The sequence below is a fragment of the Brevibacterium ammoniilyticum genome, assembly GCF_038429965.1.
Lineage (GTDB): Bacteria > Actinomycetota > Actinomycetes > Actinomycetales > Brevibacteriaceae > Brevibacterium > Brevibacterium ammoniilyticum.
Genome location: NZ_BAABNP010000001.1, coordinates 361,772 through 379,582, shown reverse-complemented (window position 1 = coordinate 379,582; position 17,811 = coordinate 361,772). Strand labels below are relative to the sequence as shown.

General features: G+C 67.6%; 14 protein-coding genes. 8 read left to right on the top strand and 6 right to left on the bottom strand.

The genetic code is table 11. The features are described 5' to 3' along the window. Nucleotides 1-189 precede the first annotated feature (189 nt). Entirely contained in the window at nt 190-963 is a 774-nt protein-coding gene (locus AAHA49_RS01780) for an alpha/beta fold hydrolase (protein ID WP_342036984.1), read from the bottom strand. Nucleotides 964-1,036: 73 nt separating this feature from the next. After that, complete coding sequence (locus AAHA49_RS01775; RefSeq protein ID WP_342037030.1) at nt 1,037-1,669, bottom strand: thymidine kinase; 633 nt, start codon at nt 1,667-1,669, stop codon at nt 1,037-1,039. 149 nt (nt 1,670-1,818) lie between these two features. Between AAHA49_RS01775 and AAHA49_RS01770 the strand changes: the two genes are divergently transcribed. The 4 genes from AAHA49_RS01770 (at nt 1,819) to AAHA49_RS01755 (ending at nt 7,237) form a co-directional block, all read left to right on the top strand. Beyond that, nucleotides 1,819-4,047: an NADP-dependent isocitrate dehydrogenase gene (locus AAHA49_RS01770; protein WP_342036983.1), complete on the top strand. Its 2,229-nt coding sequence runs from the start codon at nt 1,819-1,821 to the stop codon at nt 4,045-4,047. Nucleotides 4,048-4,343: 296 nt separating this feature from the next. Next, nucleotides 4,344-4,856, top strand: a complete 513-nt coding sequence (locus tag AAHA49_RS01765) for a LapA family protein (protein WP_342036982.1) — start codon at nt 4,344-4,346, stop codon at nt 4,854-4,856. 2 nt (nt 4,857-4,858) lie between these two features. Continuing rightward, nucleotides 4,859-5,620 (top strand): 4'-phosphopantetheinyl transferase family protein, encoded by a 762-nt coding sequence (locus AAHA49_RS01760; protein WP_342036981.1) that lies wholly within the window; start codon nt 4,859-4,861, stop codon nt 5,618-5,620. A 330-nt stretch (nt 5,621-5,950) separates the two neighbouring features. Then, nucleotides 5,951-7,237 (top strand): DDE-type integrase/transposase/recombinase, encoded by a 1,287-nt coding sequence (locus AAHA49_RS01755; protein ID WP_342036980.1) that lies wholly within the window; start codon nt 5,951-5,953, stop codon nt 7,235-7,237. A 101-nt stretch (nt 7,238-7,338) separates the two neighbouring features. Here the strand turns inward: AAHA49_RS01755 and AAHA49_RS01750 are convergent, their stop codons facing one another. Together AAHA49_RS01750 and pdxR are read right to left on the bottom strand one after the other, a co-directional pair. After that, complete coding sequence (locus tag AAHA49_RS01750) at nt 7,339-7,716, bottom strand: hypothetical protein (RefSeq protein WP_342036979.1); 378 nt, start codon at nt 7,714-7,716, stop codon at nt 7,339-7,341. Nucleotides 7,717-7,911: 195 nt separating this feature from the next. Next, entirely contained in the window at nt 7,912-9,525 is a 1,614-nt protein-coding gene (gene pdxR, locus AAHA49_RS01745) for a MocR-like pyridoxine biosynthesis transcription factor PdxR (RefSeq protein ID WP_342036978.1), read from the bottom strand. Between the two features lie 124 nt (nt 9,526-9,649). Between pdxR and pdxS the strand changes: the two genes are divergently transcribed. Genes pdxS through AAHA49_RS01730 form a run of 3 tightly spaced genes read left to right on the top strand, consistent with a single transcriptional unit; the run spans nt 9,650 to nt 12,694 of the window. Further along, nucleotides 9,650-10,531, top strand: a complete 882-nt coding sequence (gene pdxS, locus AAHA49_RS01740; RefSeq protein WP_342036977.1) for a pyridoxal 5'-phosphate synthase lyase subunit PdxS — start codon at nt 9,650-9,652, stop codon at nt 10,529-10,531. Then, nucleotides 10,525-11,106 carry a pyridoxal 5'-phosphate synthase glutaminase subunit PdxT gene (gene pdxT / locus AAHA49_RS01735; protein WP_339391945.1) on the top strand — a complete coding sequence of 194 codons (582 nt, stop codon included), beginning with the start codon at nt 10,525-10,527 and terminating at the stop codon, nt 11,104-11,106. The genes pdxS and pdxT overlap by 7 nt, the downstream gene beginning before the upstream one ends. Then, nucleotides 11,096-12,694, top strand: coding sequence for a helicase HerA-like domain-containing protein (locus tag AAHA49_RS01730; protein ID WP_342036976.1), 1,599 nt, complete (start codon nt 11,096-11,098; stop codon nt 12,692-12,694). The genes pdxT and AAHA49_RS01730 overlap by 11 nt, the downstream gene beginning before the upstream one ends. 98 nt (nt 12,695-12,792) lie before the next feature. Here the strand turns inward: AAHA49_RS01730 and AAHA49_RS01725 are convergent, their stop codons facing one another. Then, entirely contained in the window at nt 12,793-13,698 is a 906-nt protein-coding gene (locus AAHA49_RS01725) for a diacylglycerol/lipid kinase family protein (protein WP_342036975.1), read from the bottom strand. 23 nt (nt 13,699-13,721) lie between these two features. Continuing rightward, nucleotides 13,722-14,804 (bottom strand): winged helix DNA-binding domain-containing protein, encoded by a 1,083-nt coding sequence (locus AAHA49_RS01720; RefSeq protein WP_342036974.1) that lies wholly within the window; start codon nt 14,802-14,804, stop codon nt 13,722-13,724. A 223-nt stretch (nt 14,805-15,027) separates the two neighbouring features. On the opposite strand from AAHA49_RS01720, the gene AAHA49_RS01715 reads away from it, so the two are divergent. Beyond that, entirely contained in the window at nt 15,028-17,811 is a 2,784-nt protein-coding gene (locus AAHA49_RS01715) for a LuxR C-terminal-related transcriptional regulator (protein ID WP_342036973.1), read from the top strand.

Below are 17,811 nucleotides of genomic sequence, written 5' to 3'. Positions count from 1 at the left end.
TCGAGCCGTCGACTACAGGTGTCCGTGCCATCCTATCGGCGGGAGCGGACACGGCGGCGGAGGCGGCGATTGCGGTTCGGAGACGATCGGCGCGGGCACCTTGTCAGCGGCCTGCCTGCGTCAGACCCGAAGTCTCAGAGCCCTAGTCTCAGAGTCCGCGGCATCAGAGCCCGGGTCTCAGTGGTCTCGTCAGAGCCCGGCGATGAAGGAGTGGATGCGGTCGGCGACGAACTCGGGGTGCTCGGCCATGGGCAGGTGAGCCGAGTCCGGGATGACGGCGAGTTCGGAGCCCTCGACGGCGTCGCGCAGCTGACCCATCGTCTCCGGGGTGCAGCCGGGATCCTGGGTGCCGGCCATGAAGAGCGTCGGCGTCGTGATCCCGCCCAGCTTGCCCTCGAGGTCGTAGAGCGCGAGCGCCCGACAGCACGCGATATAGGCGGCATCGTCGACGGTCGCGAGGTCGGTGAGGACGAGGGGTCCGGTGGCGATGTCCTCTTCGAGGAAGCCGGCGGCGAACCAGCGGTCGGCGGTGTCGGGCAGGAGCGACTGGGTGCCGTCGTTCTCCACCTCGGTGATCCGTTCCGCCCAGGAGACGTCGGTGCCGAACTTCGCCGCCGTCGAACACGCCACGAGCCCGGTGAGCTTGTGCGGATGCTCGAGCGCCAGAGTGAGTCCGATGCCGCCGGAGATCGAGGCCCCACAGTAGGTGAAGGACTCCACCCCGCGGTCCTCGAGCGATTCGACGAGGCCGGACGCGAGGTCGGAGATCGTGAAGTCGGTCGCAAGCTCCGACTCCGGGACGGGATAGGTGTGCCCGGGCAGGTCGGCGAGGTAGATCTGGTGATCGTCGACGAGGCGGGAGGCCACGGCCGCCCACAGCGGGATCCGAGTGCCCAGGGCACCGCCGAAGACGAGGGCGGGCGAACCGGGATTGTCATTGAAGGCGTGCAGGGCGATGCGCATGAGGGCTCCTCATTCTCAGGTCAGGATCGGCAGTCGTCGCAGGTCAACAGGATCGGGCTGGTGCGGAGGGTCTCTACCCCGACAGCCTACCGTCGGAGTATCGGAGATAACAGCGCGGACACAGCGATTCGTAGGTCACGGCATTGCCGTCGATGGCCACCTGGTCGCCGTCGAAGATGAACCGCCCGTCGATGAGGCGGCCGTTGAACATCGCCTTGCGCCCGCACCGGCAGATCGTCTTGAGCTCCTCGAGGGTGTGGGCGATCTCGAGCAGACGCGCCGAGCCGGGAAAGGCACGGGTGCGGAAGTCCGTGCGGATGCCGTAGCACATCACCGGCACACCCGCCTCGGTGGCGATGCGCATGAGCGAGTCGATCTGGGCGGGTTCGAGGAACTGGGCCTCGTCGATGAGCAGGCACGCGACCGGGGCCTTGGGGGCGTCGATCGACTCGATGAGGGCGTCGTGGTCGACGTAGTCGGCATGCTCACGGTAGATGAGCTCGACATCGGCGCCTGCGGGGATGAGGAAGTCGACGGTGCGGGTGACGCCGAGGCGGGAGACGATCTCGTCGGCCCCCTTCGTGTCGATGTCGGGTTTGGCGAGCAGCACCCGCTGGCCGCGCTCCTCATAGTTGAAGGCCGCCTGCAGCAGGGCCGTCGACTTACCGGAATTCATCGCTCCGTACCGGAAGTAGAGCTTGGCCACGTGGTCCCCCATCTGTCGATCCCGCCACGACACTCTACCCGGACCCGCGTCCCGCCTCGGCGAGCGGATGGAACGCGAGCGAGTCCAACGCGACCAAACGGTAGGATGGTGAGGTCAAACCCCACGACGATTCGGAGCAGTCCATCACCATGGCCAAAATCATCTACACACGCACCGATGAAGCGCCCCTGCTGGCGACCTACTCGCTCAAGCCGATCATCGAAGCCTTCGCCACCTCGGCGGGCGTCGATGTCGAGACCAGGGACATCTCTCTGGCAGCCCGTGTGCTCGCACAGTTCGCCGATCGTCTCCCGGCCGACCAGCAGGTCGCCGACGCCCTGACCGAACTCGGGGAGCTCGCCAAGACCCCCGAGGCCAACATCATCAAGCTCCCCAACATCTCCGCCTCCGTCCCGCAGCTCAAGGCCACGATCGCCGAGCTGCAGTCCCAGGGCTTCGACCTCCCCGACTACCCGGAGGAGCCGGAGACGGACGAGGACAAGGACGTCAAAGCCCGCTACGACAAGGTCAAGGGATCGGCCGTCAACCCGGTCCTGCGCGAGGGCAACTCCGACCGCCGTGCCCCCGAGGCCGTGAAGAACTACGCGAAGAAGCACCCGCACTCGATGGGCGCATGGTCGCCGGAATCGAAGACGAACGTCGCGACGATGGACGCCGATGACTTCCGCGCGAACGAGCAGTCCGTCGTCCTGGGCGCCGATGACACCCTGAGCATCGTGCTCGTCACCGACTCCGGCGACGAGGTCGTCCTCAAGGAGTCCCTGCCCGTGCTCGCCGGCGAGGTCGTCGATGCGACGAAGATGAATGTCGCCGCCCTCGACGAGTTCCTCCGCGCGCAGATCCAGCGGGCCAAGGACGAGGGCGTGCTCTTCTCCGTCCACCTCAAGGCGACGATGATGAAGGTCTCCGACCCGATCCTCTTCGGCCACGTCATCGAGGCGTTCTTCCCCGAGGTCTTCGCCGAGTACGGCGACGCTCTCGCCGAGGCGGGACTGACCCCGGACAACGGCCTCGCAGCGATCCTCGACGGCCTCGATGCCCTGCCCGCCGAGGTGGCAGCGGGTGTGCGTGCCGGCATCGAGAAGGGCTTCGCCGAGGGTCCGGCCCTGGCCATGGTCAACTCCGCCAAGGGCATCACCAACCTCCACGTCCCCTCCGACGTCATCGTCGATGCCTCGATGCCCGCGATGATCCGCGTCGGTGGGAAGATGTGGGACAAGGACGACCAGACGCAGGACACCCTGGCCGTCATCCCCGACTCCTCGTATGCCGGGATCTACCAGACCGTCATCGACGACTGCCGCGTCAACGGTGCCTACGATCCCACGACCATGGGCACCGTTCCCAACGTCGGACTCATGGCGCAGAAGGCCGAGGAGTACGGCAGCCACGACAAGACCTTCGAGATCGAGACCGCCGGTGTCGTCGAGGTCCGCAACTCCGCAGGCGAGGTGCTCATGAGCACCGAGGTGGCCCCCGGCGACATCTGGCGCGCATGCCAGACGAAGGACATCCCGGTCCGCGACTGGGTCAAGCTCGCCGTCACCCGGGCGCGCCTGTCGAACACGCCCGCCGTGTTCTGGCTCGACGACTCCCGGGCCCACGACCGCAACCTCAAGGCGAAGGTCGAGGAGTACCTGAACGATCACGACACCGAGGGCCTCGACATCCGGATCATGAGCCCGGTCGAAGCCACGCAGTTCTCGATCGACCGCATCCGCCAGGGACTCGACACGATCTCCGTGACCGGCAACGTGCTCCGCGACTACAACACGGACCTCTTCCCGATCCTCGAGCTCGGCACCTCGGCGAAGATGCTCTCCGTCGTCCCGCTCATCGCCGGCGGCGGCCTGTTCGAGACCGGTGCGGGCGGTTCCGCGCCCAAGCACGTCCAGCAGCTCGTCGAGGAGAACCACCTGCGCTGGGACTCCCTCGGTGAGTTCCTCGCCCTCGCCGAGTCGTTCCGCCACGAGTTCAACGTCCACGGCAACGCCCGCGCCGGCGTGCTCGCCGACACGCTCGACGCCGCGACGGGTCGCTTCCTCGAGGAGAACAAGTCGCCCTCGCGCAAGGTCGGCGAGATCGACAACCGCGGCAGCCACTTCTACCTCGCCCTCTACTGGGCGCAGGAGCTGGCCCAGCAGACCGAGGACGCCGAGCTCGCCGCCGCGATCGCCCCGGTCGCCGAGGAGCTCGAGGCGAACGCGGAGACCATCGCCGGCGAACTCCTCGCCGTGCAGGGGTCGCCGGTCGACCTCGGCGGGTACTACAACCCGGATGAGGTGAAGACCGCAGCAGTCATGCGCCCGTCCGAGACGCTCAACCGGATCATCGCGACCCTGAGCGAGAAGGTCTGAGACGAAGCGTGCCGGCTTGTCCGGGTCAGGTGCGCTGAGCATCTCCGCCCGTGTGCTGCCCGACGATGCTGAACGCCACCGCGTGAGCTGCGCTGCCTGAACTGTGGTGCCAGCACTGCGCAGCCTGAGCCCCTGGCCGGATCACCGGCCGGGGGCTCAGTCGCGTCGCACCCCGTCGCCTCGTGCCGCTGGCTCAACGCTACGGCAACAGCGCTGCGCTGACTCGCCGCTCGGCTGAGTCCCGGCCCGGTTCCGCGCCGCTGACTCACGGGCCCATCAGCACCTATGATGGGCCCATGACTTCTCAAGACCCGCGTGGACGCTCCCAGACACCCGACGAGCTGCTCGCCGAGACCGATGCGCTGCTCAGTCAGTCGCAGCCGCCCGCCTCTCCCAAACAGGAGGGCCAGGCGCCGACGCAGGAATCCCGGACGCCTGTCGGTCAGCCGCCTGCCGGTCAGCCGCCTGCCGGTCAGCAGCCTGCCGGTCAGCAGCCTGCCGGTCAGCAGCCTGCCGGTCAGGCACCGACAGGGGCCTCACGCGGTGAGAAGCAGAGCGGCGGCATGTCAGCAGGCATGTGGTTCTCGCTCATCCTCGGCGCGATCATCGTCGTCCTGCTCCTCATCTTCATCCTGCAGAACAACGTTCCCGCGCAGTTCCAGTACTTCGGCTGGCAGTTCCAGCTTCCGCTCGGTGTGGCGATGCTCTTCGCCGCGATCGGCGGCATCCTCGTGGCCGGGATCATCGGGTCGGTGCGGATCTTCGTCCTCGGGCGCAAGCTCAAGAAGATCGAGAAGGCAGCGCGCTGAGCGTGCATCCCGACTTCACCGTTCTGCCCACCGACCTTCCCGCCACTCTCGTCCTCGCCGACACCGACGGTGCCGCCGCGTGGGCGCGCAGCGATGACACGATCAGCACCGTGCTCACCGAGCAGGAGCGGAACTATGCCAAGGAGTTCGACGGCGAGGCGGCCCTGACCTGGGCAGCCGGTCGCGTCGTCCTGCGGTACGTGCTCGGTGCTGTGCTCGACGCCGATCCGTCGTCGATCGAGATCCGACTCGATTCCGCGGGCAAGCCTCGCGTCGAGGACATCGAGTTCTCCGTCACGCGTGCTCAGCGGCTCGTCCTCATCGCCGTCTCCGAGGATCCCGTCGGCGTCGACCTCGAAGCCGTGCCCGACCTCGCCGTCGCCTCCGAAGCGCTCATGCTCCTCCATCCGCGGGAGCGTGAGGAGCTCGAATCGCTCGCCGAGGCGGTGCAGTCCGAGGCGGATCGGCCCAGTGCGCAGCGGCCCGCTGCGGAGCAGTCCAGCGCGGAGCGATCCGAGGCGAAGTTCCTCGTCGCTCAGCAGCCACCCGCTGCGCAGTCGACCCTGCCTGAGGCGTTCGTGCGCGTGTGGGCGCGCAAGGAGGCGTTCCTCAAAGCGCTGAGCACCGGTCTCGCCCGGGATCCCGGCATGGACTACATCGGCGCTGGTGAGGTGCCCGAATCGCCGCACCCTGATGTCGACATCCACGACCTCGTCGAGGGTGTTCCCGCCGGGTACCGCGCCGCGATCGCCTTCAACCGCTGACACTCCTCCGGCAAGTCGGTTAGCTCAAGCCGGCCGCTAGTTATCGACGCGCCCAGCCACGGCCGCTGCTCGTTCAAGCCCGCCGCCACTTTTCGACGCGCCCGGCATCAGCCGCGGTTCGTTCAAGCCGGCCGCCACTTTTCGACGCGCCCGGCCAGGGCCGCGGTTCGCTCAAGCCGGCCGCCACATTTCGACGCGGGGAACGTTCGAAAAGCGGTGTGCTGAACACCTTCATTTCGGACAGAGTTCCTCGCCACTTATCGGACACTCTCGGTACAGACTTATCGGACACCGGCCTCGGCACCCACTTCCCTGACACAGGGTGGGTGCATGGCCGATCGAATCACAACACACCTGCGCCGAAAAATTCTCGCGCACAAGCCCACCGAAACCGATACAGTCACCGCTTTCTGCCGAGAGAACTCCGTGTCCCGCGACTCCTACTACCGCATCAAGAACGAGGACACACCCCTACAGGCCGGTTCCACAGCACCGGTCAATCCACATACCACCTTCCCTGAGCTGACCTGGGAGCTGGTGCGCCAGTACCGTCGCGAACTCGCCGAAGCCGGCTACGACGACGGACCCCGCTCGATCAAGTGGACCATGATCCGCAACGACCACCCCGCCCATCTCATCCCCAGCACCTCACGCATCGGGGTCTTCCTGCGCCAGGAGGGACTCACCCGACTCAATCCCAAGAAACGCCCCCACACCTCGTACAAGCGCTTCCAGAAGGAGTTCGCGAACGAACTCTGGCAGCTCGACGGGTTCGAGTACCGGCCCGAGCCCAACACCGTGTTCACGATTATTCAGACCGTCGATGACTGTACCCGAGTGATGACAGCTCTGGGCCTGACCCCTGGCGGAGAGACTTCTGAAGCCACCTTGGCCATCCTCACCGCAGCTATCGATGAGTACGGCAAGCCGCGAGAGATCCTGTGCGATAACGCCCGGGCGTTTACCCTGCAGCGCTACGGCATGGTCGGCACGATCGATACCGCGATGGCCGCACAAGGCATCATCATGACTCCGGGACCGTTCTATCACCCCCGCAACCAGGGCAAGATCGAACGCGCTCATCAGCCTGTGCTCAAACGCCTCAACGCCGTGCGCCCACGCACCCGTGAGGACATCGAGACGGTCCTGATGGACTTCAGGACCCACTACAACCATCACCGCCAGCACCAAGGGCTCAAGAACGGGCTCACGCCAGCGGCCGCGTGGCAGACCGCGACGAAGATCGACCCGCGAACAGAGCCCATCGACCCGCATGCGCTCGTCGACCGGTATGTCACGACCGATGCTCGAGGACACCTGAGCTTCGAGTACTCCACCAGGCGCTTGCACAAGCACGGGTTCATTCTCTTCCGCAAGCATCCAATTGTCTTCGGAGTGGTGTGGGAAGGCCACGAACTGATGATCATCGACAAGGGTGTTCATCTGGAGTTCTATCTCATCCCCTACAGTGAACTCGTCGCGGTTCTCGACCTTCCCCTGCCAGCGAAACGATCGCTGAACATCACCAGGGACGGCAGGTTCGTCAGCGGTGATAACCTCCACCTTCCCTCGGGTGTCGAAGACCGCCGAAATTCAACCCCAGTGTCAGATAAGTGAGTACCAGGACTGTCAGATAAGTGGGGGCGAACAGTGTCCGATAAGTCGGTAGACATCACAACGTTCGAAAAGCGGCGGCCGGCTTGAACCAGCGCCGTAACTCAGTCGTCCTTGCCGAAGTCGGGGCCGTTCGCGCCGGTGGTGAAGACGATGGCGATGCCGAGCGAACCGAGCGCGACGAGTCCGAAGAGGATGAATCCGCCGGCCGGATTCGCCGCAGCCGCCAGGGCGATGCCGAGGATGAGACCCGCGATGAAGACCGCGTCGGCGATGACGATGTGCTTGAGATAGGTCCTCGCACCCTTGCTCACACCGTAGGAGATCTCCGTGGCCGAGCTGAGGAAGAGAAGGACCGCCGCCGTAATGACGGTCCACGTCGGGACGAGGAAGAAGTCAGTGAGTCCGGGGATGAACACGAGCATTGCACCCGCGAGGAGAAGTTTGACGATTCCGTCGACGACATACACGGGCTTGATCATGGTGCAATTCTACGGGGCCTGGGCGCCCCCAGACGGTGAGCTTCATCGCGGGCGATCGGCTCGGCGCCGGACGATCACCGCGATACAGGCGGACGAACACTGGCTCAGTGACTGAATGACACCCAGCTCACGACTGGCGGATCTCGCGCTCAACGACCGGCTGGCCTCGCGCTCAGAGACTGACCGGCCCCGGACTCAACGACTGGCGGATCTCGCGCTCAACGACTGGATGACGCCGAGCACCGAACGCAGCACGGAGGCCTCGACGTTCGAGTGAGCGACGACGATGCCGTGCCGCACCGCACTGTCACCGCTCCAGCCGTCGGCCAGCGACGCGACCCGGATGTCGCGGTCGAGCAGTTCGCGCTGGAGAAGTTTGGCCTCTCCGGCATCGGCCACTCCAGGATCGCCGGCCGCTGCAGCGTCCGGGCCCGGGGCAGCTCTCTCGCCGGTCTCGATGACGAGCGTCCTTCCCTCGTGCACGAGTCCGGGCAACTCCCCCACCTCGGCGACGACTCCTTCAGCCGCACGCAGTCGCCGTCGCCCGCGTGCGATCCTCCGCCGCAGCCCACCGGATTCGAGGTACCCGGCCACCGCGCTCTGGAGTACGGGCGCGACCGCCGGACCCCACGACCTCCGCACCTCGGCCATGGCCTCACCCAACCGTCCCCGGGCCACGACGTAGCCCGTCGACACCGCGGTCGTGAGCAGAGTGGAGAACGTCCCGATGTGGACGAGATCGACATCGCGATCAATCGACCCCGCCAGATCGTAGAGCGTCGGCACCGCCGTGCGCTGGAACCGGGCCTCGCTGTCGTAGTCGTCCTCGATGACCGTGACTCCGGCGTGCGCCGCCCAGTCGAGCAGCTGCATGCGCGTGCTCACCGACATCGTCGTCCCGTGGGGGAACTGGTGGTTGGGGGTGACGACGACCGCGGACACTCGACCCTCGAGCTCCCGCAGCCGATCGATGTCGAAGCCGGTCGAGACGTCGAAGGGAACGAGCTGACGATCGACCATGGCCAGCCGCAGGCCGGGAAAGCCGGGATTCTCGACCCCGATCGGCCCGTCGAGGCCCGCGGCGAAGAGCAGACGCAGACCATCACGCGAACCGCTCGTGAGGATGACGGCGTCGGGATCGACGCTCATGCCGCGCAGAAGTCGGAGGTGGTCGGCGACGGCCCAGCGGGCGCCCGGCTGCCCGAGCGGGTCGGTCGTCCCCGGCTCGACGTCGAGCGCATCCCGCCACGCCTTGCGGAACGCAGGATCGCGCAGCGGATCGTCCCCGCCGTGGCCGGGACGCAGGTCGATGAGTCGCCGTGGCGGCCGGCGGGGAGCCGGCGGAGGCGCCGGCGCATCGGATCGGCGCAGCAGGGCCGTCGGCAGATCGGGGTCGACGATGGTGGCCGCGCGTTCCCGGGTGAGCAGGTAGCCCTCGACGGCGAGCTGAGCGTAGGCCGTCTCGACCGTGCCGCGTGAGACGCCGAGGTGGCCGGCGAGATTCCGGCTCGAGGGCACCGCTTCGCCCGGGCGCAGCTCTCCATGGGCGACGAGCTCGCGGATTCCGGTGACGAGCTGATCGGGCAGCGGAATCGCCGAGGTCTCATCGATGTCGACGTTGAGCGTCTCCCGGCTCGACCGGGTCAGCGTCGTTGTCCGTGGCCCTGACGGCGGCGACATACCCGCCCGCGGTCGCGCCGCTGCCCGCGCCCCTGCTCGTGCCGACACGTCCTTCGCCGACCCCGCCTGTGCCGTCTGCACTCGGCGCTGTGCCGCAGAGACGGACGCCTTGGAACCGTGAGCTGTCATACCTCGATTCTATCGCGGCCCTGCCAAACTGGCCCAAAATATCACCTCTACTCTGGCCCTGCTCTTAGGCCACTCGCGCATCTAGCCTGGATTGGACCACGCACATCAGAACGAAGGCACAGCAATGACCGAAACCCAGACCCTGCTCAACACCGGACTCGCCCAGATGCTCAAGGGCGGCGTCATCATGGACGTCGTCAACGAGGAGCAGGCACGCATCGCCGAGGCCGCTGGCGCCTCGGCGGTCATGGCCCTCGAACGGGTTCCCGCCGACATCCGCGCCCAGGGCGGAGTCGCCCGGATGTCCGACCCCGACCTCATCGAGTCGATCATCAGCGCCGTGTCGATCCCCGTCATGGCCAAGGCCCGCATCGGCCACTTCGTCGAGGCGCAGATCCTCGAGACCCTCGGCGTCGACTACATCGACGAGTCCGAGGTCCTCTCCCCCGCCGACTACGTCAACCACATCGACAAGTCCGTCTTCAAGGTGCCCTTCGTCTGCGGTGCGACCAACCTCGGCGAGGCCCTGCGCCGCATCACCGAAGGCGCCTCGATGATCCGCTCGAAGGGCGAAGCCGGCACCGGCGACGTCTCCGAGGCGATGCGCCACCTGCGCACCATCAACTCCGAGATCCGAGCCCTGGGCGCGAAGAGCGAAGACGAGCTCTACGTCGCCGCCAAGGAGATCGCCGCCCCGTACCCGCTGGTCAAGCAGGTCGCCGGCCTCGGCCGCCTGCCCGTCGTCACCTTCGTCGCCGGCGGCATCGCGACCCCGGCCGACGCGGCCATGATGATGCAGCTCGGCGCCGACGGCGTCTTCGTCGGCTCCGGCATCTTCAAGTCCGGCAACCCTGAGGCCCGCGCCCGCGCGATCGTCGAGGCGACGACCCACTACGACGATCCCGCCGCCGTCGCCGCCGCCTCCCGCGGTCTCGGCGAGGCCATGGTCGGCATCAACGTCGCCGACGTCCCCGCCCCGCACCGCCTCGCCGAGCGCGGATGGTGACCCTCGGCGTCCTCGCCCTCCAGGGAGCGTTCCGCGAGCACCTCACGGTGCTGAACTCCCTGGGGGTCGAGGCCCGCAAGGTCACCCGACCCGAGCACCTCGAGGGTCTCGACGGCATCATCCTCCCCGGTGGGGAATCGAGCGCGATGGTCCGCCTGGCCGCCCCCACGGGACTCTTCGTCCACCTCGGCGAGAGGATCCGTGACGGTCTGCCCGCCTTCGGCACCTGTGCCGGACTCATCCTGCTCGCCGACCGCCTCACCGACGACACGCTCACCGGGTTCGACCGTCCCGGCGGACTCGACGTCACCGTCGCCCGCAACGCCTACGGCCGGCAGCGGGAGTCGTTCGTCGCGCCCCTGGAGATCACGGGGATGACCCCGGATTTCGACGGCACGTTCATCCGTGCCCCGCAGATCGTCGAGACCGGAAGCGCCGAGGTGCTCGCCCGTCACGACGGGGCCGCCGTCCTCGTGCGGCAGGGGAATGTGTGGGGTGGGAGCTTCCATCCGGAGTTGGGTCCGGACACGAGACTCCACGCGGAGTTCGTGCGAAGATTGGGCCATGACGACTGAGGCGATCGACACGCTCAAGACCGGTTACACCTTCGACGGCGCCACCCTCGAACTGGGGGTGGCGCTTAACGGGGAGACACCGGTCCCCGACGTTCCCATCTCGATTCCACTCTCGATGCTCAACCGGCACGGCCTCGTCGCCGGCGCCACAGGCACCGGCAAGACCGTGACCCTCCAGGTCCTGGCCGAGCAGCTCTCCCGGGCCGGCGTCCCGGTCTTCGCCTCTGACATCAAGGGCGACCTCTCCGGCATCGGCGCCCCCGGAGTCGCCTCGGAGAAGCTGACGAAGCGCCTCGAGGCCGCAGGCCAGCAGTGGGACCCGAAGGCGAACCCCACGGAGTTCTACACCCTCGGCGATTCGGGTCTCGGCACGCCGATCCGGGCGACCGTGACCTCCTTCGGTCCGATCCTGCTCTCCAAGGTCCTCGAGCTCAACGACACGCAGGAGTCCGTGCTCTCCCTCGTCTTCCACTACGCGGACAAGGCCGGTCTCGCCCTCCTCGACCTCTCCGACCTCCAGGCCGTGCTCACCTACCTCACCTCCGCCGAGGGCAAGGCCGAGCTCGAGGGCATCGGCGGGGCGTCGAAGGCCACGGTCGGCGTCATCCTCCGCAAGATCGCCGAACTCTCCGCCCAGGGCGGCGACGTCTTCTTCGGCGAACCCGAGTTCGACACCGCCGACCTCCTGCGCGTCGATGACTCCGGTGCCGGCATCGTCTCCGTCCTCGAACTGCAGAAGCTCAGCCAGTCCCCCGCCCTGTTCTCGACCTTCCTCATGTGGCTGCTCGCCGATCTCTTCCAGGATCTGCCCGAGGTCGGCGATGCGGACAAGCCCGCCCTCGTGTTCTTCTTCGACGAAGCGCACCTGCTCTTCGCCGACGCCTCGAAGGCGTTCCTCGAATCCGTCACCCAGACCGTGCGCCTCATCCGGTCCAAGGGCGTCGGCGTCTTCTTCGTCACGCAGACGCCCAAAGATGTCCCCGAGGATGTCCTCGCCCAGCTCGGCTCGCGCATCCAGCACCAGCTGCGGGCGCACACCCCCAATGATGCGAAGGCGCTCAAGGCGACGGTGCAGACGTTCCCGAAGTCCGGCTACGACCTCGAGGAGCTGCTCACCTCGCTCGGCATCGGCGAGGCGATCGTCACCGTCATGGACCCCGACGGCGCCCCGACCCCTGTGGCCCCGACGCGGATGCGGGCACCGGAGTCGAAGATCGGCCCGATGCGCGAGGACGAGGTCCGTGCGGCCGTCGCGGCTTCTCCGCAGCAGAAGAAGTACGGCACCGCGATCGACAACGAGTCGGCCCGGGAGATCCTCACGGCCCGCCTCGAGGCAGGGGCTGCGGAGAAGGACGCCGAGGTGAAAGCGGGCGATTCCGCGAGCTCAGGTCCGGCAGGGGCTGGTTCGGGAGGGGCTGGGAAGGTCCCGTTCCCCGAGGACCCGGCACCGACGCGGTCGAAGCAGGCCCCGAAGGAGGACAACCTCTTCTCGCAGGTCGTCAACTCCTCCGCCTTCAAGCAGTTCACGCGCACCGCGGCCCGTGAGATCGCCCGCGGCATCTTCGGCACCTCGCGCCGCCGGCGGTAAGACGCCCACTCTCTCTGCGCCGACGCTGAGAACTCAGCTCCGGCGGTGAGGCTCTCATCGCCGCTCGCACCTCGGCAGTGAGCGCCTCCCGCTATGCCTCAGTTCGCCGGAGTGACGACGTCGAGGAGCAGCTCGCCCGTGCTCACCTCGATCGCGGTGAACGCGCCGAGGTGGTCCCCGTCGAGGTGCACGGGCGCGGGCTCGTCGACGGTGACCGTCGCGGCCGGCGCGATCCAGTACCGCATCGCAGGGTCAGCCTCTGGGCAGCCGCCGATGCACGCTGTGCCGATCCCCGCCCACACGCGCAGGCGGGCGACGGGCGAGTCGGTGCCGAGGACGACGGCGAGGAAGTCGATGTCCTCATCGGTCACCTCGGCGCCGGGGAAGACAGGGATGGGACCGGCTGGGCGGGAGGTCTTCGCCGCCATGACCGCCCACACGCGCAGACTCTCGCCGTCGATGCGCACCGTGTGCTCGGGGGCGAAGAGCGCCCCGATCGCACCCCGGGCGTAGCCGAGCAGACCCCATTCGCGCCGGTGCCCGGCCACCGCGTGGGCGTCGCCTCCGATGCCTGACAGGGAGAGGAAGTGCTCGTGACGGCGCGCTCCCTCGGCATCGGTGCAGTCGGCCGCGCACACGGGCACGGCCGCTCGGCGGGCCGCACCGTGGACGAACTCCTCGCACAGGCGCAGTCCGGCGCGGACCGTGTGGACGCCGATCGCCCGGCTGAAGACGTTGCCCGTGCCGGTGGGGACGATGAGCACCGGGAGGTCCGACCCGGCGAGCACCGGGGCCACCGCGCGGAGGGTGCCGTCGCCGCCGAGGAGGACGACCGCCTCGGTGCCCCATTCGACAAGGTCAGCGGCCTGCCGGGCGCCCGTGCGCGTCGCGGTCGTCGACACCGTCCGGTAACGGACGTGGACGGCTTCGAGCAGGGTGACGAGCCGGTGGTGGGCACGATGGGTCCGGGCGTGGAGCGGATTGACGATGATCCCGAGCCTCATGGTCTTCCCTCGCTCTGTCTGCCTCAGCCGAACGCCGGGTGGGATTCGGCGATCGCCTCGGCGCGGTCGAGGTCGACGGACTCACCGGCGAAGGGCTCGACGACCACCCGTGGACCGGTCTTCTTCGGTGAGCGCTTCCACGTCCCGCGCGCCCGCGCGCCGTCGATGACGGTGTTCTTGAACATCCCGTTGCCGCCGGGCACGACGGCCTTCTCGTGGGCGGGGGCGAGCGTCTGACTGCGGTCCTTGTAGCCGAGGATGAGTTCGTCGAAGCCCGGCAGCAGCAGCATCGCCTGGCTTTGGGCCTCACCCTCGCCGAGGCGGTCGTCGAGGTCGGGGGCCTGGAAGTGCTCGCGGTCGTCGATGTCGGTTGCGACGATCTCGCCAGCGTCGACGGCGGCTCGGAGTGCCGCGCGGATCGGCGTCTTCGGCAGGCCCGTCCAGCGTGCCGCATCATCGACAGTGACCGGTCCATGACTGAGCACATAGCGTCGCATCCACTCAGACAGCGCGGTCTCAGCGTCGATGCCGGTGTCTCCCGAGCGATCGCGGAGGATGTAAGTGAGCTCGTCGCGATCGGCGGCGAAACCGGATTGGACGATGATGCCGCGCATCGCCAGGGTCGTGATGAGGTAGCGTTCGCGACCGTACTCCTCCCCGTCGCCCACCCCGTGCATGAGGGGTGCGAACTCCGCGAGGAGGTCCTCCCTGCTCAGCGGCCCACGAGTGGAGATCGCCGATTCGGCGAGGCCGGCGGCGCGCTCGAGCATCTCTTCGCTCACCCCGAAATGCTCGCGCCTGGCTGTCTGCGACCTGATCAGGCGGGGTGCGGTGAGGGCGAGGATCCAGCCGATGTCCTCGGCTGCGGCGAAGTGGATCGTGCCGCGCTGCGTCCACGACCGCACGATGTCTCCCGCCTCGATGGCCGCCCGCACCACAGCCACCGACGGCTGTCGCAGCCGCAGCGCCACGGACACCAGCGCCCCGGGCAGGGCCTGGGCCTGGACGCATGCGAGACGGCGGACCACCTCGGCGGGATCATCCGACGACGAGTCGATCAGGTCGAGGGAAAGCAGCCGGGCCGCAGAGACTTGTGTAATCTTCACATCTTCAGCGTAGCCCCAGCACACAAGCATGGATTACGGTCGGATAACGAGGCACTCTTCGCGGCGTGTTGACTTCACCTGTCGTGAACGGATGTTCGATCATGAGAGTGCAGCCCTCCCCACCACAAAGCAATCATCTGTGACTTTGAGCCCCATCAGAGCATGCGATCGCATCGTCGACGACATCTGCCGCAGGGCGGTGACCGAAGGCGGAATGCTGTGTATGGTGACCGGATTCGCCGGCACGGGAAAGACGTGGCTGCTACGCAAGATCGGCGAGCGGATGTTCCCCACCTCGCCCGTCGCCTTCGCCACTGCCGACGAATTCGAGAAGGACGCCCCGTACAGCTTCGTCGAAAGGCTGATGAGCACCGGTCTCGCGCCGTTCCGCGTCATCGACGTCCACCGCTCTCCCATCGACATCGCCCGGGAGAGCGTCGCCGAGTTCGCCGAACGCGACCGGCCCGAGCTGCAGACCATCATCGTCGACGACGCCCAGTGGATCGACGTCGAATCCCGCCTCGTGCTGCGCTACATGGTCCCCCGGATCATGGGTCTGGGTGTCTTCATCGTCGTCGCCGGCAGGCTGCCCGACATCGAGGCCGCGCCCGTGTCGTTCTTCGCCGATCTCGCCGAGTCGGCTCCTCACGGTGAGAACGTCGTCCTCGAGCCCCTGTCCGTCGAGGAGATCCAAGCACTCGCCGTCGATGTGCTCGGGGCCTCGATCTCCCCGTTCACGGCCGAGACGCTGCGCAACGCCACCGGCGGGTCGTTCCTCAGCGTCGACAGCATCTTCCGCCGCATCACCCCGCAGGAGCGCAACAAGCTCCATCTGCTCTGGGACATTCCCATCCGCGGGGTCGACCCGGTCCACAATCCGCTGCTCGCCCCCGTGTTCGAACTGCCCGATCCTGCCCGGTTGGCGGTGGAGATCGTCAGCTGCGCGGACACCGAGCTCGCACCCCATGTCGTGCGGGAGGTGGCCGCGCGCCTCGATGAGGTCGTGGACATCGAGCCCGCGGTAACGGCATCCGTTCTCACCGAATCGGGATTCGGTTCGACCGTGGCGACCCGACATTCCCTCATCGCGCATGCGGTGCGACAGACCCTTCCGCGTGAGCGGGCACAGGCGATCTATCGGGCGCTGGCGCCGTCGGCGCACGGGTTTCGGCGCATGTGGTACACGCTGAGCGGGGCGACGGAGTGGAATGCCGAGCTTGCCTCGGCGGTCGAAGAGTTCGTCACCGATGCCGTGCGGGCGCGCAACTTCGAAGCGGTCAACGATGTCATGCGCCGCAGCCTCGACATCGCCGACGGTGAGGCGCGGACCTCGCTGCTCATCCATCTGGCTCTGCTCAATATGCAGAACAAGACGGTGTACTCGGTGCTCGATCTCATCGACGAGTTCGAGGCCCTGCCCCCGAGTGCGGTCCGCGAGTGCATCATCCTCACGATCTTTGCCCACCGCAAGGACCAGGAGTTCCCCGTCCACCGGCTCGCAGAGTTCCTCGCCGTTCCCACCGACTCCCCGGAGGAGCGCACCCTGCAGGCGTATGCGGCGTTCCTCGAGGTCATCGAGATCATCCGCAGTCAGGACTTCAGCGACCTCGGCGCGGCGATCGACCAGGCGCAGGCGATGATCGCCCGTGCTCCCACGCATCCCGACGAGGTGGACAATCCGGCGATGCGCTGGATGGTCGCCCCGACGCTGTGTTCGCTCGTCCTCGAGGCCTTCCGGATGCTCCAGCTCGTCCTCGAACTCGATGCGGCGACGATCTCCGGGCGACTCGACGAGTTCGAGCCCCGGGTCCTCGGTCTCGAGCCGAGTTCGTACAAGATCGATGCCCTCACCCCGCTGGCCGTGGTCGCCATGACGATCGGCGAGATCGAGCGTGCCCGACGGCTCTCAGGGGTCGGCGTCGACCTCCTCGAAACGGTCCGGAAACCGTGGGCGGCCGGCACCATGCGCCTCATCCACGCCCATGCGTTCTCGCTGACCGGATCGCTCGATGAGGCCGCTGAGCTCGTCGTCGCCGCCACCGAGTCGAGCGGCAGCACGATCGACGTCGAGACCCGGCTGCCGCTGAGCGGGCTGCAGGCGTGGCTCAATGCCGCCCGTGGGGTTCCCGACTTCATCGACCTCGAAGCGCAGACACACCGGCAGACGGCGATGTCGTGGCAGCCGTATGCCGCGGACATGGTCATCACGGCGTCGTGCGAACGTGCTCGCGCCCACGGCGATCCGGACGGGGTCGTCGCCGCATCGTCGCCGCAGAAGGTGCGGAACCTCCAGGGCACCCAGCGCGGCTTCCTCAGCTACCGCGCCCACGCCCTCATCGACCTCGAGCGCTTCGACGAGGCCAGGGAGCTCATCGAGGCGATCGATGCCGCTCAGGGGCAGGGCTGGCAGCCGTACTGGGGGTCGGTCGACTGGCTTCGGGCCAGGCTTGTCGCCGCAGAATGCGCGGCCGCGAGGTTCGAGGTCGACGGTGCCATCGGTCGCGATTCCGTGTCCGCAGGGGGCCGGGATTCCGAGTCCGCAGGTGGCAGGGCGGACAAGGGGAAGGCCGTCGCCGAGGCGGAACGGCACTTCGATGCGGCCCTCGGCGACGATCGGTTCCCGCTCCCCCGGGCGCTCACCCTACGCGACTACGGGATCTTCCTCATCGGGCTCGGCGACCGGGACAGAGCCCGGTCGGCACTCGACCACGCGTTGGCGATCGTGCGCAGGATCGGTGCCGAAGCCTACGCCCCGGGCATCGTCGAGGCATTGGGCACGGTGGCGAAGATGGGTGAGAATCTCGTGGGGACGCTGACGGCTCGCGAGCTCGAGATCGGGCGTCTGCTCGCCCGAGGCCGGAGCAATCAGGAGATCGCTGCGGAGCTCTTCGTCAGCCCGGCGACGGTCCGCTATCACGTGTCGAACGTTCTGCGGAAGCTGCAGCTCAAGCGGCGCAGTGAGGTCGCGAAGGTCTTCCTCGACGCCGGTGAGACTGTGGCGCGGTAG

Excerpts from the sequence above, each read along its gene's own strand:
- AAHA49_RS01765 (WP_342036982.1), top strand. The coding sequence starts at position 4,344 with ATGACTTCTCAAGACCCGCGTGGACGCTCCCAGACACCCGACGAGCTG.
- AAHA49_RS01755 (WP_342036980.1), top strand. The coding sequence starts at position 5,951 with ATGGCCGATCGAATCACAACACACCTGCGCCGAAAAATTCTCGCGCAC.
- pdxS (WP_342036977.1), top strand. The coding sequence starts at position 9,650 with ATGACCGAAACCCAGACCCTGCTCAACACCGGACTCGCCCAGATGCTC.
- pdxR (WP_342036978.1), bottom strand. The coding sequence starts at position 9,525 with ATGACAGCTCACGGTTCCAAGGCGTCCGTCTCTGCGGCACAGCGCCGA.
- AAHA49_RS01750 (WP_342036979.1), bottom strand. The coding sequence starts at position 7,716 with ATGATCAAGCCCGTGTATGTCGTCGACGGAATCGTCAAACTTCTCCTC.
- pdxT (WP_339391945.1), top strand. The coding sequence starts at position 10,525 with ATGGTGACCCTCGGCGTCCTCGCCCTCCAGGGAGCGTTCCGCGAGCAC.
- AAHA49_RS01715 (WP_342036973.1), top strand. The coding sequence starts at position 15,028 with ATGGTGACCGGATTCGCCGGCACGGGAAAGACGTGGCTGCTACGCAAG.
- AAHA49_RS01730 (WP_342036976.1), top strand. The coding sequence starts at position 11,096 with ATGACGACTGAGGCGATCGACACGCTCAAGACCGGTTACACCTTCGAC.
- AAHA49_RS01770 (WP_342036983.1), top strand. The coding sequence starts at position 1,819 with ATGGCCAAAATCATCTACACACGCACCGATGAAGCGCCCCTGCTGGCG.
- AAHA49_RS01725 (WP_342036975.1), bottom strand. The coding sequence starts at position 13,698 with ATGAGGCTCGGGATCATCGTCAATCCGCTCCACGCCCGGACCCATCGT.
- AAHA49_RS01780 (WP_342036984.1), bottom strand. The coding sequence starts at position 963 with ATGCGCATCGCCCTGCACGCCTTCAATGACAATCCCGGTTCGCCCGCC.